At 55.2% G+C, this 15690-nt stretch carries 16 protein-coding genes; 10 read left to right on the forward strand and 6 right to left on the reverse strand.

The genetic code is table 11. The annotated features are described in order from the left end of the window. Positions 1–88: 88 nt before the first annotated feature. The 5 genes from hemW (at position 89) to G1C97_RS12595 (ending at position 4410) form a co-directional block, all read left to right on the forward strand. On the forward strand, positions 89–1327 hold the full coding sequence (gene hemW, locus G1C97_RS04055) for a radical SAM family heme chaperone HemW (protein ID WP_169240667.1): 1239 nt from the start codon (positions 89–91) through the stop codon (positions 1325–1327). A 67-nt stretch (positions 1328–1394) separates the two neighbouring features. Further along, on the forward strand, positions 1395–2807 hold the full coding sequence (locus G1C97_RS04060) for a DHA2 family efflux MFS transporter permease subunit (RefSeq protein ID WP_169240668.1): 1413 nt from the start codon (positions 1395–1397) through the stop codon (positions 2805–2807). 107 nt (positions 2808–2914) lie between these two features. Continuing rightward, complete coding sequence (locus G1C97_RS04065) at positions 2915–3697, forward strand: class I SAM-dependent methyltransferase (protein ID WP_169240669.1); 783 nt, start codon at positions 2915–2917, stop codon at positions 3695–3697. 210 nt (positions 3698–3907) lie between these two features. After that, positions 3908–4066, forward strand: coding sequence for a hypothetical protein (locus G1C97_RS12590; protein WP_470287753.1), 159 nt, complete (start codon positions 3908–3910; stop codon positions 4064–4066). Then, positions 4063–4410: an NUDIX hydrolase gene (locus G1C97_RS12595; RefSeq protein ID WP_169240670.1), complete on the forward strand. Its 348-nt coding sequence runs from the start codon at positions 4063–4065 to the stop codon at positions 4408–4410. Before G1C97_RS12590 ends, G1C97_RS12595 begins: the two co-directional genes overlap by 4 nt. A gap of 64 nt (positions 4411–4474) precedes the next feature. Here the strand turns inward: G1C97_RS12595 and G1C97_RS04080 are convergent, their stop codons facing one another. Then, positions 4475–5047: a TetR/AcrR family transcriptional regulator gene (locus G1C97_RS04080; RefSeq protein WP_169240671.1), complete on the reverse strand. Its 573-nt coding sequence runs from the start codon at positions 5045–5047 to the stop codon at positions 4475–4477. A 100-nt stretch (positions 5048–5147) separates the two neighbouring features. Between G1C97_RS04080 and G1C97_RS04085 the strand changes: the two genes are divergently transcribed. Then, positions 5148–6449 carry an NADH:flavin oxidoreductase/NADH oxidase family protein gene (locus G1C97_RS04085; protein ID WP_169240672.1) on the forward strand — a complete coding sequence of 434 codons (1302 nt, stop codon included), beginning with the start codon at positions 5148–5150 and terminating at the stop codon, positions 6447–6449. Between the two features lie 61 nt (positions 6450–6510). Beyond that, positions 6511–7335, forward strand: coding sequence for an SDR family NAD(P)-dependent oxidoreductase (locus G1C97_RS04090; RefSeq protein ID WP_169240673.1), 825 nt, complete (start codon positions 6511–6513; stop codon positions 7333–7335). Here the strand turns inward: G1C97_RS04090 and G1C97_RS12485 are convergent. From G1C97_RS12485 to G1C97_RS04105, 3 genes are all read right to left on the reverse strand, one after another. Then, positions 7253–7531: an FAD:protein FMN transferase gene (locus tag G1C97_RS12485; protein ID WP_169240889.1), complete on the reverse strand. Its 279-nt coding sequence runs from the start codon at positions 7529–7531 to the stop codon at positions 7253–7255. The two genes, G1C97_RS04090 and G1C97_RS12485, sit on opposite strands and share 83 nt — an antisense overlap. A 71-nt stretch (positions 7532–7602) precedes the next feature. After that, complete coding sequence (locus G1C97_RS04100; RefSeq protein ID WP_169240674.1) at positions 7603–8136, reverse strand: peroxiredoxin; 534 nt, start codon at positions 8134–8136, stop codon at positions 7603–7605. Positions 8137–8349: 213 nt separating this feature from the next. Continuing rightward, the gene (locus tag G1C97_RS04105; RefSeq protein WP_100494072.1) at positions 8350–8961 is read right to left on the reverse strand and encodes a TetR/AcrR family transcriptional regulator; all 612 of its coding nucleotides are present in this window, start codon (positions 8959–8961) and stop codon (positions 8350–8352) included. A 215-nt stretch (positions 8962–9176) separates the two neighbouring features. Here G1C97_RS04105 and G1C97_RS04110 point away from each other — a divergent pair, with 215 nt between their 5' ends. Beyond that, positions 9177–9878: an ABC transporter ATP-binding protein gene (locus G1C97_RS04110; RefSeq protein WP_100494071.1), complete on the forward strand. Its 702-nt coding sequence runs from the start codon at positions 9177–9179 to the stop codon at positions 9876–9878. 2 nt (positions 9879–9880) lie between these two features. Continuing rightward, entirely contained in the window at positions 9881–13279 is a 3399-nt protein-coding gene (locus G1C97_RS04115; RefSeq protein WP_240951002.1) for an FtsX-like permease family protein, read from the forward strand. A gap of 365 nt (positions 13280–13644) precedes the next feature. On the opposite strand, the gene G1C97_RS12385 is transcribed toward G1C97_RS04115, so the two are convergent. Both G1C97_RS12385 and G1C97_RS12390 read right to left on the reverse strand, forming a co-directional pair. Beyond that, positions 13645–13770: a hypothetical protein gene (locus G1C97_RS12385; RefSeq protein WP_277348143.1), complete on the reverse strand. Its 126-nt coding sequence runs from the start codon at positions 13768–13770 to the stop codon at positions 13645–13647. Positions 13771–13881: 111 nt separating this feature from the next. Next, positions 13882–14010 (reverse strand): hypothetical protein, encoded by a 129-nt coding sequence (locus G1C97_RS12390; RefSeq protein ID WP_277348144.1) that lies wholly within the window; start codon positions 14008–14010, stop codon positions 13882–13884. Between the two features lie 398 nt (positions 14011–14408). Between G1C97_RS12390 and G1C97_RS04120 the strand changes: the two genes are divergently transcribed. Beyond that, positions 14409–15443, forward strand: a complete 1035-nt coding sequence (locus G1C97_RS04120; protein ID WP_169240675.1) for a LacI family DNA-binding transcriptional regulator — start codon at positions 14409–14411, stop codon at positions 15441–15443. The last annotated feature ends 247 nt before the right edge of the window (positions 15444–15690 follow it).

Raw genomic sequence — 15690 nt, forward strand, 5'->3', positions numbered from 1 at the left:
GTCGAGCGAGGGTGGCATTGAGTCCGAGCGTAGCGAGGCCTGTTTTTGCAGGACAGGAAGCACAAATGCGGCGAAGGGTGAGACAACAATGACCTATGAGGTCTACATTCACGTTCCGTTCTGCTTGCGGCGTTGCGGATACTGCGATTTCAACACATATACGGCGGTTGATCTTGGCGCGGGTGCCTCACGCGGCAACTACGCCAACATGGTCATTCGCGAAATGAAGTTGGTCAAGCAATGGCAACTTGACCATGGTATTGAAGAGCCGCCGGTCTCCACGGTGTTCTTCGGCGGTGGCACCCCAACGATTCTTTCTGCTGACGATCTCGTGACCATGTTGGCTGCCATTCGTGAGCTTTGGGGCATTCAGTCCGATGCTGAAATCACCACCGAAGCCAATCCGGACACCGTCAACGAGTACTACATCAAGCGTCTCGCCGAAGGCGGGTTCACGCGGATCTCCTTCGGCATGCAGTCCGCCGTGCCACATGTGCTCAAAATTCTTGACCGTACGCACACGCCGGCCAATGTAAAGGCCGGTGTTGAGGCTGCGAACAAAGCCGGACTTCGCTCCAGTGTGGACTTGATTTATGGTGCACCGGGGGAGAGTCTGGATGATTGGCGGACTTCAGTAAAAACGGCTATCGATTTAGGCGTCAGCCATATTTCTGCATATGCCTTGACCGTGGAACCCACCACCAAGATGGGCCGTCAAATTGCTGCTGGCACCCTGCCTAAGCCGAACGACGATGACGAGGCCGCCAAATACGAGATAGCCGACGACCTGTTTGCGGCAGCCGGTCTTGAATGGTATGAAGTCTCCAACTGGGCGAAGACCGGATATGAAAGCCAGCATAATCTTGGGTATTGGCGCAATGTTGACTGGACGGGCCTTGGCCCGGGTGCGCACAGCCATTACAATGCCCGGCCGTCAATTGGTGCTCTGCGTGCGTGGGATATCGCGCACCCTCGCCTGTGGGGCACCGCCATCAACGAGAATCGCGTGCCTTGGAGCGGTAGCGAGGACATCACTCCGACCGAAAACCTCGAGGAACTTATTATGCTCGGTCTGCGCATCCGCGAAGGCCTCGACTTGGACCGTATCAATCAGGTCATTGCAACAGTGGGAATCGCAACCACTGCAACTGATGCTGGAATAAGCTTGAGCCCCATTGACATCAACCAGCTGCAGCCGATGGTTGAGGAGGGGCTCATCACCATCACGGGTGATGTTGAAGGGCGTAATCGCATCATTCCTACGCGCAGAGGCCGTCTCCTCAACGATGCCATAATCGAGCATTTCTTCGATTTAGTCGGTATTTGACATGTTTGATGTGATGATTTCATTACCAAAAGCTTGACAAACAACACCAATAAAACGAATCAGCATCATGTCTAACGTTGAACAATCGTTATTAAGCAACCGTCGCCGTACGTTCATTTTCGTCAATATATTGCTTTCGTGCATCGCGACCACCATCATGGCCACGGCGCTTACCACGGCTTTGCCGCCCATCGTGGCCGATTTGGGCATCACCATGCAAGTCGGCCAGTGGCTCACCAGTGGATACTCGCTCGCCATGGGCATTGTGATGCCACTGACTGCATTCCTTATCACTCGATTCCCTACCAAGCCGCTGTACCTTGCTGGCGCAGTACTGTTTATTGTCGGCTCTCTGGTATGTGTGGTTCCGGTGCCATTCGCCGTCATCATGATTGGCCGAGTAGTACAAGCATGCGGCAATGGACTGCTCATGTCGATGGCACAGGTGGTGCTGATGACCATTTATCCGGACAATCGCGGCACGATCATGGGCTGGTATGGTCTTGCGGTCGGCGTCACACCGGTGATTGCGCCTACGTTGTCTGGTCTGATGGTCGATGCATTCGGATGGCGGTCGATTTTTTACTTGGTGATCGCGGTGATGGCGGTTTCGCTGATCGTCGCATGCTTCGTGTTCGGCAATGTGCTCAAGGTATCCAAGCGATCCTTCGACGTGTTGTCTTTCACTGTGAGCATTGTGGCATTCGGTGGCGTGACGCTCGGCATTGGCAACATCGGTGCCATGCCGTTTGTTAGCACGGCGGTTTTGCTGCCACTGGTGTTGGGTATTGCGGCATCCATCTGGTTCGTGGCATTGCAGCTCAGGCGTGAACGCCCGTTCCTGGACGTTCGTATTCTGCGCAATCGCGGCTTTGCGCTGAGTGTGATCGGTAGCATGCTGCTGTACTTCGCGATGATGGGCTCGTCGGTGATGCTTCCGCTTTATGTGCAGACCATCAAAGGCGGCTCGGCGTCGATGGCCGGTTTGGTGAGTTTGCCCGGCTCGCTTGTGATGGCGATCATCAGCCCGATGGCCGGTAGGCTCTACGACCGGTTTGGTGTGAAGCGGCTGTTCCTTGTCAGCGGCATCTGTCTGACCGTCAGCAACCTGTGCATGGGGCTGTTGCCTCTCTCGGCATCAATCTGGGTGGCAGCCACGATCAATGTGGTGCGTTCGTTGGCGATCGGTTGCCTGATGATGCCGCTCGTGACCTGGGGCACCAGCTCTGCGGGCGAGGGCCGTCTCGCCGACGCGAACGCCCTGCTCACCGCATTGCGTACAATCGCTGGCGCGATTGGCCAGGCTGTGTTCGTCGGAATGATGACCGCGCTGGCGGCTTCCGCGCACGTTGGCGGCATGGATTTGGCCGCGGCGAACATGCGCGGCATGAACCTGACGTATCTGGCGATGGGTGCGTGCGCGGTTCCGCTGATCTTCATCCCGCTTGTCTTCCTGCGCGGCGACCGGATCGTGCGATAACGGAACCGTCCATGACGGTACGCGTCAAGAATCGTGGTGATTGACTTCGAGTGCTCGAAGTTGGTATATCTGCTGATGATGCAAGGCATCCATCAGGAGGCAGCCGGATGATATCCGATGAGAGTATAGATCACGGCGTTCCCTTTGATTGGGGACGCGTATCAGACGAATACGCGCGATATCGCGACATTTATCCGGCGCGGTTCTACCAGAAAATTCTTGACCGCGGTCTGTGCTGTGACGGGCAACATGTTCTTGATCTGGGCACCGGTACAGGTGTGATTCCGAGAGCGATGGCTCGATATGGGGCAACATGGGTCGGCGTCGATATCTCCGAACAGCAGATCGCTCAAGCACGGCGGCTTTCCGAAGGTATGGGCATCGAATATCAGACGATACCGGCGGAGCATATCGATTTTCCCGATGGCACATTCGACGTAATTACCGCGTGCCAATGCTTTTGGTATTTCGACCATGAGACGATTCACGGCATCCTGCATCGCATCCTCAAACCTAACGGGCGTATCCTCGTGCTGTATATGGCATGGTTGCCATTCGAGGATCCGATCGCGGACGCAAGCGAACGACTGATCCTGAAATACAATCCGAACTGGAGCGGCGCGGGGGAGCGAATGCGACCGATCGACATTCCTGCCTGCTACGCGGACGGCTTTGCACTCATCCATCATGAGGAATACAAACTCACGGTACCGTTCACGCGCGAAAGCTGGAACGGACGAGTAAAGGCATGCCGTGGCATCGGCGCATCCCTTTCCGCGCACGACATCGCAGCGTGGGAGCAGGAGCATAAGGCGCTGCTCGAACGCATCGCTCCAGAACGGTTTGAGGTGCTGCATTATGCCGCTATGGCCGAACTGAAACGCATTTGAACAGTGATAATGGTCATAGACAAATCTGCAACGAATGGCGGCATCATGAACGAACCGGCATCAGCATCACCAGCATTATCGACATCATCGACTGTGTCGTCGAATCGTATGCTGCTGGACTGGACCAAAGAATTGCAAGCCCTAGCCCAAGCCGGATTGATGTACAACTAGGATCCGTTTGATCGGGAGCGATATGAACGTATCCGCGACATAGCGCTCAGCATGCTTGCTATGCAGACCGATATGCCGATCGAACGCATACGTGGGCTGATCAGCGCTGGATGCCCGACGCCGAAACTCGACACCAGGGCGGCAATCTTCGATGCGGACGGTCGTATCCTGCTCACGCACGAAAACAGCGGCGAATGATCACTGCCCGGCGGCTGGGTCGACGAGAATCACAATCCGTACGATCCAACACGATCAAGGAAGTCAAAGAGGAAGCCGAACTCGACGTAACCGCCGACCGACTCATCGCGGTACAGGATTGCGCCAGCCATAACGGCCTGTCCTTCCCGTACGGGGTGATCAAGTTTTTCGTGCAGTGCACCCGTATTGATGGGCAGTTCGAGCCAAACATCGAGACGACGGAGATCCGTTACTTCGCTGAAGACCAACTGCCCCAACTCTCGACGACAAGAAACACCGCAGAGCAAATCGCCATGTGTTTCGCCGCCCACCGCGATCCCGACTGGGCGACGCTGTTCGAGTAAGAATCGCCGGCGTGCGTATCGCGGAACCGTTGGGATGTGCACCTTCCCGAGCTGACCGAGGTCGCTACTCCACGCCGCGCAGCAGAATGTGCGTGTAATCGTGCAGCTGCTCGCGGGTGAGCGTGTGGCCGCGCAGGTACGCCCAGTCAAGCACGAGCAGCACCGTGTTCGCGTAATGGTCGGCGATCAGGTCAGCCGGCAGTGTGAAACGGTCGCGGTCGATGCAGGTGCGGATGATTTCGTGTGCCTGACGTTCGATGAACGAGCGCAGGTTGGCGAACATCGGGCCTTCGGGCGGGTTGTTCCCAAGAATCGCGTGCAGCGACTCCGCGTTGGATTCCAGCAGGTCGGCCATCGCGTCGAGCGTCGTGTCCACCCGATGTTCCGGTTCGGTTGACGTGAGGTCGGCGAGATCGGCCTGTTTGGACAGTGCGGTCCAGCAGTAGGTGAGCAGGTCGTCGCGATCCTCGAAATAGTTGTAGAACGTGGCGCGCGGATAGCCGGCGCGCTCGCACAGTTCGTTGACGCTGATGTCGGTGAACGGTTTCTCGCCAAGCAGCGCGGTCATTGCATCGAAGAACGCGTCGAGCGTGCGTTGCGTGTTGCGCGTGAGCTTGGCGTTGATGTCTTTCTTCATGACTGACCAGCATATCCTATCGTCCAGAATTTTACAGCTGTCTAAATATATGCTATTTTGGACAACTGTAAAAACATGGACGTATGGAAAGTTGGATACCATGACGAACGACACGACCGCGACGGTGGCTCTGGTCGCCGAACCGATGACTCTGCCCTGTGGGGTGACGGTGAAGAACCGGTTCTGCAAATCCGCGATGAACGAGGCGCTCGCCGGCCGCGACTGCGCGCCGACCGAAGAGCACGTGCGCCTGTACCGCACCTGGGCGCAAGGCGGCGCCGGCGTACTCGTCACCGGCAATGTAATGGTCGACCACACGCAGCTGGGGGAGCCCGGCAACGTCGCGGTGGAGGACGAACGCGACCTTGCGATGCTGCACCGATGGGCGGCGGCCGGTGCCGAGAACGGAGCTCACTGTTGGATGCAGATCAACCATCCAGGTCGTCAATCGCCCATCACCATCAACCGGCATCCCCTCGCCCCGAGCGGCGGCAAGGTCGATGGCGACTACGGCCGGTTCTTCGCCGAACTCACCGAACTGACCCGCGAGCAGATCCGCGACATCATCCGCCGGTTCGCCAACACGGCGCGCATCGCCAGGAAGGCCGGATTCACCGGCGTGGAGATCCATGCGGCGCACGGCTACCTCATCAACCAGTTCCTCTCGCCGCTCGACAACCGCCGAACCGACGAATACGGCGGCAGCCTCGAAAACCGCGCCCGCTTCCTGTTCGACGTGTTCGACGCCGTGCGCGAGGCGGTCGGCCCGAAGTTTCCGATTGCAGTGAAGCTCAACTCGTCCGACGTGCCGATCGCCATCAAAGTCAACGAGCAAGATGGAGCGCCGGGTGGCTTCAATGAAGAGGAATCCATTTGGGTCATGAAGCAACTGGAAAAGCGTGGCGTCGACCTCATCGACATTTCCGGCGGCACATACTCCAGGCCGGTCATCCAGACCAATGATGGTGCCGCTGAGGATCGCAGACGCGGTGTCTACTTCACCGACTTTGCACGCCGAGTCAAGGGCGAGCTGAATGTGCCGATTGCTCTGACCGGCGGATTCCGCAACGTTGCCGACATGGAGCATGCGCTTGACGAAGGCATCACACAGATGATCGGCATCGCACGCCCGCTCGCACTTGTGCCTGACCTGCCGAACCGTATCATTCGCGACGGTTGGCGAGGAAACGTGGACCTGCCGCGGGTCTCGACCGGCATCAAACCGCTCGACAGAGCGTTCGGCGGCATCCTCGTCATCAGCTGGTTCGAACTGCAAATGCATCGCATCGCGCGTGGCAAACGCCCGAATCCGCGCATCGGTGGATTGCGAGCATTGCTGTTCGCCATCAGACAGCATGGTCCCGCCGCACTCGCCCCGCGCCGCCGCAAAGGGCATCAGTGATGTCTGCCATAAACATTCTGGTAAATCAGCGGTCATGAACGAACTTGCAAGGAGATCTCAGATGAATATCGCCATTGTAACCGGCGCGTCGTCCGGTCTTGGAGCTGTATTTCTTGAAGCGATTGTGGCGCGCTACCGGAATCTCGATGAGATTTGGATCATTGCGCGACGTGAACAACGGTTGCGTGCGTTTGCCGACCGATACGGCAATTCGCGTATGCGCATACGAGTCATTCCCCTGGACCTAACTGAGATGGAGGCCCATAAGGAATTAGCTGACCTGTTGGCGAATGAGCGGCCAGACATTCGCGTACTCATCAACAACGCCGGTTATGAGCGTAAGGGATTGTTACGCGATATGAAACCCGCGGATATTCGCTTGATGATCGCCCTCGACGTAACCGCCGCGACAATGATCAACCGCATCTGCCTGCCGTACATGCAACGTGGAAGCTTCGAGATCATCACTGGCTCGGTGTCGTCATTCGCTCCGATCCCATGGCAGGCCGTGTATGCTGCGAGCAAGGCGTATGTGCGGTTCCTTTCTCGGGCGGTGCGGGAGGAGGAGCGCGAACGCGGCGTGAACGTGATGTTGTTCAGTCCCGGCAACATGAACACCGAAATGAACGTGCGGGGTTCTTCCACGGGCAAACTGGCCCGGCTGCCGTATTTGAATATGCGCCGAGAAACCGAAAAGGCGCTGGCCAAAGCTGAACGTGGTGCCGCTACCTACACGCCGATGTTGTTCTACAAACTGTACCGCGTATTTGCCAAACTCATGCCCTCCGCGCTCGCCGTACATATCACCAGTCTTGAGTCAGGCGAGACCAGCAGACGGTCGCAGTCGTCGGGCCGGTATGCGCCGGGTAGTCGGTATGCGGATTGAGAATGTGGTGATAGACAGTGCCATCGGCAATGGGATGTCGTTCATGAATGCCGCTAACGACTATGGAAAGTCGTTTTCGATTGCAAGCGTTTGTCTGTTCGTGTGATGAATAAGTACCGCGCGAACAGACAAAGGATTTTGATGGGCTATTCGTTTGTATGTTCGCGCAGGGGCGTCCGTTACTTCGTATTATTATGCAACGGTTTCGTGTTGAATTTCAGCACATTTGTTGTCGCGCCGAACGGAAAGTAAATAATTGACTTATTCTCAGCTCAGCTTCTTTAGCAACGACTCCACATGCCCCTTGGCGCGCACATTGTAGCGGGCCAGTTCAATGGTTCCATTGGCGTCAATCGCAAACGTGGAGCGCAGTACGCCCACATGCGTCTTGCCATAGAGCTTCTTCTCGCCGTAGGCGGCGTACAGTTTATGAACAGTCAAATCGGGGTCGGACAGCAGTGGGAATGAAAGATGGTCACGTTCTCGGAACTTCTGCAATTTCGCCACCGGATCCTTGGATACTCCGAGCACCGTATAGCCCAGCGTGCTGAGTCGTGCCATGTTGTCGCGGAAATCGCATGCTTCCGTAGTGCAACCAGGTGTCATTGCAGCCGGATAGAAGTACAGAATCACGCTCTTGCCTTGTGCGGTGAGTGCGGAAAGCGTAATCGTTGATTCGCTGCCGTCAGGGTTTACGGCTGACAAGGTGAAGTCCGGTGCCTGTTCGCCGGGCTCTAGACGCGACGGCAAGTCGGTGTTGGTTGTCTCGGCGGATTCTTTTCGCTGGTCTGTATTCGTCATAATGCCTATCGTAATCACAACTGTCATGAGTTGGCGGTTTGAGAAGACATGGTGACACTTGTGGCCTTGACATAAGTATCCGCGTGAGCGACGAAACGAACGTGCCGGTTGAAGAAGTTGACGATGAGCCCGGTGATTGCAGGGATGATGATTGTGCCGATGCGTGGTTCCTTCGTAATTATTGCACATGGATTAAAGGAATGGGTAGAAGTCTCACCACAGCACGTCAACCGGTGCCGTGGTTTTATTGGTTTCGATGATGTGACATATCTGTTCCGGGGTCTCCTTGCAGCCACGGCGAATCCACAGCCAAATGATTGAGGAGACGGCGGAAACGAGAATCTCCATCGCATAATCGGCGGGAATGCCGTTGTAGTCATGCTTGGGCTCTTCATCGAATCGCTTGGCTTGAGCTACGATAAGCTGCTTCAGCACGTTCTTCAGGCGGTCGTACAGCTGCATATCGGTACCTGAACGGGAGATCGCGTTAAAGAAGGCGTAATCATCCTTGACGTAATGCAGCGCTTTGGCGATGGCTTCTTCTTTAAAGGCATCGCAAATCGCTTTGCCGTCGGAGGTCACGGTCTGCCCGTTATCATCCGAATTCTCCACGAGAATCTCGGTCAGATCGGCGATGGTGTCGTCGATGAGCTGCTGGCGTAGGTCGAACTTATCGATGTAATGCATATAGAACGTGCCGCGATTGATACCGGCCGCGCGGGCGATGTCGCTCACGGTCATGGCATCGAATCCTTTGGACTGCATTAGCGAGGTAAACGCCGCCTTGATTTTCGCTTCGGTTTTGGTATTGCGCTTACCAGTCATTGCTGCCTCCGTTCTTGTTCTGCTCTTCTCTTTTACGCATCGCGCAATCATCGATTCTATCAACACGTTGTCTGATTAGTGTGCAGAATCGGCAACATTCCCGAAAGTGTTCAATTTAGACATTTTGCCTAATTGTGGTCATTGACTGACTGTTCTTCACGAAATTAGGATGCAGGCAATAAATCAACACGTTGTTTAATCAAGGATTAATCTTCATGGCATACATCGAAATGGTCCACAGCTTCAAGCGCTATCAAACGGGCAGCACCACCATCACAGCTAATAATGATGTCAGTTTCGACATTGAGAAAGGCGAATTGGCCATCATCCTCGGTGCGTCCGGTGCCGGCAAATCAACCGTGCTCAACATTCTGGGCGGCATGGACACCAATTCTGAAGGCCAAGTCATCATCGACGGCAAAGACATCTCCAACTACAATGCTCACCAGCTCACTGACTATCGTCGCTACGACATCGGCTTCGTCTTCCAGTTCTACAATCTCGTGGCTAATCTGACAGCCAAGGAGAACGTGGAGCTTGCCTCGGAAATCGTCAAAGACGCGCAGGACCCAGTACAGACATTGATCGACGTTGGGCTCAAGGATCGTATCGACAACTTCCCAGCCCAGCTTTCCGGTGGCGAACAGCAGCGTGTGGCCATCGCCAGAGCCGTGGCAAAGAACCCGAAGATTCTGTTGTGTGATGAGCCAACCGGCGCGCTCGACTACAACACCGGCAAACAGGTGCTGCAAATCTTGCAAGACCAAAGCCGCAAGAAAGGCGCCACCGTGGTCATTGTGACGCATAACTCGGCCATCGCACCTATAGCGGATCGTGTCATCCATATGCACGATGCCCGCGTCAAATCCATTGAAATCAATGAACATCCGATGGATATCAAGGATTTGGAGTGGTAAACATGGCCGATTTCAATGATTTTCTGGTTACCGACGAAACTGATGATTCTATGGCATCGGCTCGCCGCAGCCATAGACGAAGTAGGGCGACAAAGACTGGGATGCTGCGCAAACACATGCTTTGGAAAGATATCTTCGCTACCCTGAACAAATCCAAGGGCCGTTTTCTTTCCATCGTGAGCTTGATGCTGCTCGGCTCGTTCGCGCTCGTCGGACTGTTCGTTACCGGACCGAACATGCGTATCACTGGCACCGACTACTACAACACCAATCATTTAGCGGACGTCACCGTCATCAGCGACTACGGTCTGACCGCCGACGACGCACGCATCATCCGCAACACCAAGGGTGTCAAATCAGCGGAATTCGGCTACTTCAAAGACGTGACCATCAAAAACAGCAACCACAGCCTGCGTGTCTACTCCAATCCGAAATCCATCTCAACGTTCGACGTGGAGGAAGGCAGGCTGCCGAAGAACTCCAACGAGATTGCCCTGGACCGCACCGAGCGGGATAAGTACGCCATCGATAGCACCATCACCATCAGCGAACAGCCGGATATCGCGGGGGACAAGGTGCTGAAGCACAGCCGGTACACGGTGGTCGGATTCGTGAATTCGACCGAAGGACTATCGAATGTGAACCTCGGCCAATCCACAGCAGGCACCGGTGAATTGGACGGCTACGCAGTAGTGACTGCCGCCGCTTTCGATTCCAAGGTGAAGATGATCGGTCGCGTGACCTTCAAGGATACGCAGAACATTGATTACTGGACTAGCGAATACCGCGATCTTGTACAGGCGCATAAGGACACCTTGACCAAGCGTCTTGCCGATCAGCCTACAGCTCGTGAGGAATCAATCAAAGAGGAGCGCCGCCAACAGATCGAAAAGGCACAATCTCAAGTCGATGCAGCAAAGCAGCAGCTTAGAGACACCCAAACACAGCTGGATGAAGCCAAGGCCCAGATTGAATCAGGTAAAGATCAACTCGCCGATAGCAGCGTACAGGCAGTTGATCAAGCATCCTCTGCACTGGCGGAACTATCCGGTGCCAGCGCGCAAATCGCCTCCGCTGGCTCCCAGCTGACTGCGGCACAAACCAAGTTGACAGCTGGCGGACAGCAGCTCGACCAAGGACAGAGTCAACTCAGTGCGGCTTGGCAACAGCTTTCCGACGCCAAAACACAATTGGATATGGCTCGCACAGCGTTGGACGCATCCAAAACAGTGCTGGATAAAACAGGTGCGGCGCTGCAATCCTGGGCCGATTCCGGGCTCACCGGCAATGCGTATACCAGCGTGAAAGCGCAGTACGACAAGGCGTTGCAGGCATACAACAATGCGGTGAAGCAATACAACAGCAAACTCGGCGAATACAATGCCGCATTGCAACAGTGGAACTCCAGCGCCTCGGCTCTCCAACAGGGCAGTGAGGAGTATCAGCAGAACGCTGCAGCCATCGCCGAAGCCGGCAATCAATTGGCCAACAAGCAGATCGAATTAGGCGCGGCCATATCCAGTGCACCAGCCAGTGCATCGGCGGGAGCCAGCCAGTTGATTGAAGGCAACCGAAACCTCGAAAAAGCGGAAGAAGAATACAACCAGAAACTGCAGGAATTCAACGATGCCAAGCCGGCCGCCGAAAAGAAAATCAAGCAGGCCGAGCATGATATTGCGTTGGCTCGGGAGAAGGTGGACACACTTGAAGTACCAGCGTATTCGATTGATGGACGCCGAGAAGGATTGACTTCGGAAGGTTACCGAGTCTACGAAATCATCGCGAACATCGTGGAAAAACTGGCGCTGATCTTCCCGGTGTTCCTGTACTTTGTGGCCGCGCTGGTGACCTTCACCACGATGGGCCGCATGGTGGATGAAGAACGCACCAATTCCGGTACGCTGAAGGCCTTGGGCTACGGCAATCAGGACATCATGAAAAAGTTCGTGTTCTACGGGTTCACCGCTTCCACCATCGGTACGCTTTTCGGCGTGCTGCTCGGCCATACACTGCTGCCGATGATTGTCTACCATGCATACAGCGACGGATTCACCGTGCCGCGTATCGCGCTGGTGTTCCATCCGGTTGTGACAGTGGTGGCATTCCTGCTCGCTTGGGTGAGTGCCGTGGTACCCGCCGTGCTCGCCGCATACCGTGAACTGCGGGAGAAGCCTGCAGCCCTGCTACTGCCGAAGCCACCAGCCAAAGGCTCTAAAATCTTCTTGGAGCGCATCAAGCCTCTGTGGAATCGGCTGAACTTCACGCGCAAGGTCACCGCTCGCAATCTGTTCCGCTACAAAACCCGCGGTTTGATGACCATTTTTGGTGTGGCGGGAGCCGTTGCGCTGTTGACCGCTGGACTTGGCGTGCAGGCTTCCATAGGACAAATCGGTGAACGACAGTTCGATGAGATCATCCACTATGACCTCATCGTGGCCGAACGCAGCGATAACAACGAGGAACAAAACAGGGCAGTGGCCGACTCCATGAAGCGGACGGCCGTCGACTTCTCTACGCCGATTCGCTATGAAGAACTCACCAAAACCTCGGGCAAGGAACATGACAAGCAGAGTATTACCTTGCTCGTCACCGACGACGCTTACAACTTCGGTGATTACCTGACGTTGCGCTCGCGGGTCGGCCGTACGCCGCAAGTACTCACCGACCGTGGGGCGATTATCTCCGAACGTATGGCGGACATGTTGAACGCCAAGGTGGGGGATACCGTCACCGTAACCGACAGTGGCGGCGTGAACCGTCGTGTGCGCGTTGACGGCATTGCCGAGATGTACATCGGGCATTTCATGGTGATGAGTTCCGGCGAATACGAGCACACATTCCATAGGGATTACCAGTCGAATGCGTACATGGTGAAGCTCAAAGACAACAGTATCGAGAACGCCGAAAAGCAAGGTGCGCAATTCATGAAAGTGGATGGCGTTAGGTCAGTGGTGCAGAACACCACGATGAAAAACCAGGTGGCTACCATTGTGGATTCGCTCAACCAAATCATGGAGGTGCTGATTCTGGTGGCGACACTGCTCGCCATCGTGATTCTCTACAATCTCACAAACCTGAACGTTTCGGAGCGAATCCGCGAACTGTCGACCATCAAGGTGCTCGGTTTCCATTCGGGAGAAACGACCATGTATATCTATCGCGAGACCATCGTGCTGTCTGTGATAGGCGTGCTTGCCGGTTATGGGTTCGGTGGCGGGCTCCATCGGTACATTATCAACGAAGTGCCGCCGGACGAGGTCATGTTCGACCCGGCGCTTGGCTGGTCTGCGTTTGTGACGCCCGTTGTGCTTGTCGCTGCGGTGCTTGGTGCGCTTGGTGCGGTTGTCTACCGGCAGCTGCATGACGTGGACATGCTTGCCGCCCTCAAATCAGTGGAGTAATGTGTCGGATCATTACTGGCAAATGTGGCGTAACGATGGACTGTTCCGATCTTTTGGATCGCTCCAGTTGTTGCGCCACATATATCGATATGTCGCGACTGTCGTCATGATAGCGATGCATGACCGATGCCTAGGTCGGCATGAACGATGGCAAACATGTTGACAAATATGACGGCACTGATAGAGATGGTATGTAGGAAAGAAGAATGAAGCGGACGCCGTTGTCCGATTATTCATTGCATCGGCTGCGGGCCGATTGTTGAATTATCGAATCTTCAGTTGTGTGACCTTTGTGTATTCATTACAAGGCCAGAGAAACGTTACATTCGTACGTTTCTGCTGTTGGACAGCGTTGGACTGAATGCTCAGCGAGCGGACTCGTTGTCCTTGAGAATGTCGTTCAGCATCTTGCCGTTGGACATGCCGTGCTGAATCATCGTGTTGGCGCCGAGGGTAGCGAGACCGCGAATCATGGAATCCTTGAAAGACATGGTTGCTTCCTTACTCTAGTGGGTTTAAGCGGGGGACTTTCGCCCTTTTGGTTAGTGGTGGCGTAAGCCATCCGGTCAGGCTTTGATGTCAATCAGCCTTGGTGAAATAATTCAGCGAGCGGTCTTGGTGACGTCGTTGAGAATGTCGGCAATCATCTGGTTGTTGGACGGGCCGGACTGAGCCATGGAGTTAACGCCGTACATTGCCAGACCACGCAGCATGGAATCCTTGAAAGACATGATTTTTTCCTTTCGTGTGTCCGAAGTGAGGCTTCGGATTTTTGGTTATTTTGTTGGCCTCATTTCTGAAACCGGTTTCAGAATAACGTGGCATATGGTCTGAGTCAAGTGAAGAACGAGCTTCGGCGTTTCTTAGTTATATTGCGGGAAACGAGGAGTTATCTGTATCGAACCGGTTTGAGAAAAAATGCTATCTAATGAACATTAGATTCACTGGCGAAGCGATGTGAGCCTGAGCGTGCTGGGTCCTTCATGTCCTGTTCCCGTCCTCTTCCTATTCTGAGAGCGGCAGATTGATGTCGCGGGAGAAAGCTTTACATAGTGTCCGGCCCGGGATCGTCAGCCATGGAAATGATTAATGCCGCGAAAGTGGCTGCTGGCCAGGAAATGGGGAAGCAATGACACGGGGTGCGAAGCGGGATCGTCCGGTGATTAAAGATGTCGCACGCCTTGCTGGGGTTTCCGCTCCTACGGTTTCCCGATATCTTAACGGTACGGTCAATGTTACCGAAGAGAAGCGGCATCGTATCGCGGAAGCTATCAAGGAACTCGGTTATGAGCCGAGCGTAGTGGCGCGGGCTTTGTCGAATCGCGAGATGGATGCGGTAGTCGTGTTTGCCTCGAAGCCGGACATGTTTTCCACATCCGCTACCAACCATGGCGTGGAGGCGGCTGCGCGCAAGCGTCGTTTTCTGGCCAATATCGTCTCGTTGGATGAATCGGATATGAGCTCCGTCGAGGCTCGTGTACGTATGGGTTTGTCGGTTCGTCCTGCTGGCGTGATCGTCTACGAATACGGCTGGGCCGGCGTGGAGGCGCTCAAATGCCTGCCCCATGACATACCCACCGTGGTTGTCGGCGGAGGCTTCGGCGATGGCGATTATCAGATTATCAATGCCGAGCGTGATGGCGGTCGTTGGATGACCATGCATCTGCTGGATCTAGGACACGAGACTGTGTTCCATGTGGCTTGGGATCGGGAAGAGGGAGACAATTCCCGGACAAATGGTTGGCGTGATGCGCTTGAAGAGCGTGGTATCGAAGTACCCGAACCGATTATGGTGCCGTCCGGTGATCTGAGAAAGGCTGTGTCAGCCGGCAAGGCTCTGGGACGGCGTAAGGATGTGACCGCCGTGTTCGCCGCCAGCGACGAAATCGCCATCGCGGTGATGAAGGGGCTGCGGGAAGCCGGACGCCGTGTGCCGCAGGAAGTAAGCGTGGTGGGCTTCGATGATATGAATTTCGACGTATTGTGGGAGCCGCCGCTGACGAGCTATACCCAGAACTTTCATGAGATGGGGGAGCGGGCGTTTCGTATGCTCTACGATCAGGTACGCGCCAAGCGTGCCGGGCATGAGCCGCCACAGCCTCAAATCGAAGTCGTTCAAGGCAAGCCGTTGCTTCGTGCCTCCGATGCCGTGCCGTTCATGTGACCGCCGTTTGCCGTGGCGACCATGGGCGGGGCAGCATCCAGGCCGTTCGGTATCCGTTCTGTTTGTATGTGCGCGGAGGCTTCGTTATCTGCACGTACATACCAACATTCCAATCTGTCTGTATGTGCAAGTCCTGAGACATCGCGATCGAGCATGGGCGAATAGAGATGAGGAAACGGCCGCGACATGGCCGGTGTCTTGTCGGTTTAAAAAATGCGTAAAATTGACTCTTGACTTTTTCCGCAAC

Source organism: Bifidobacterium olomucense (assembly GCF_012932375.1).
Classification (GTDB): domain Bacteria; phylum Actinomycetota; class Actinomycetes; order Actinomycetales; family Bifidobacteriaceae; genus Bifidobacterium; species Bifidobacterium olomucense.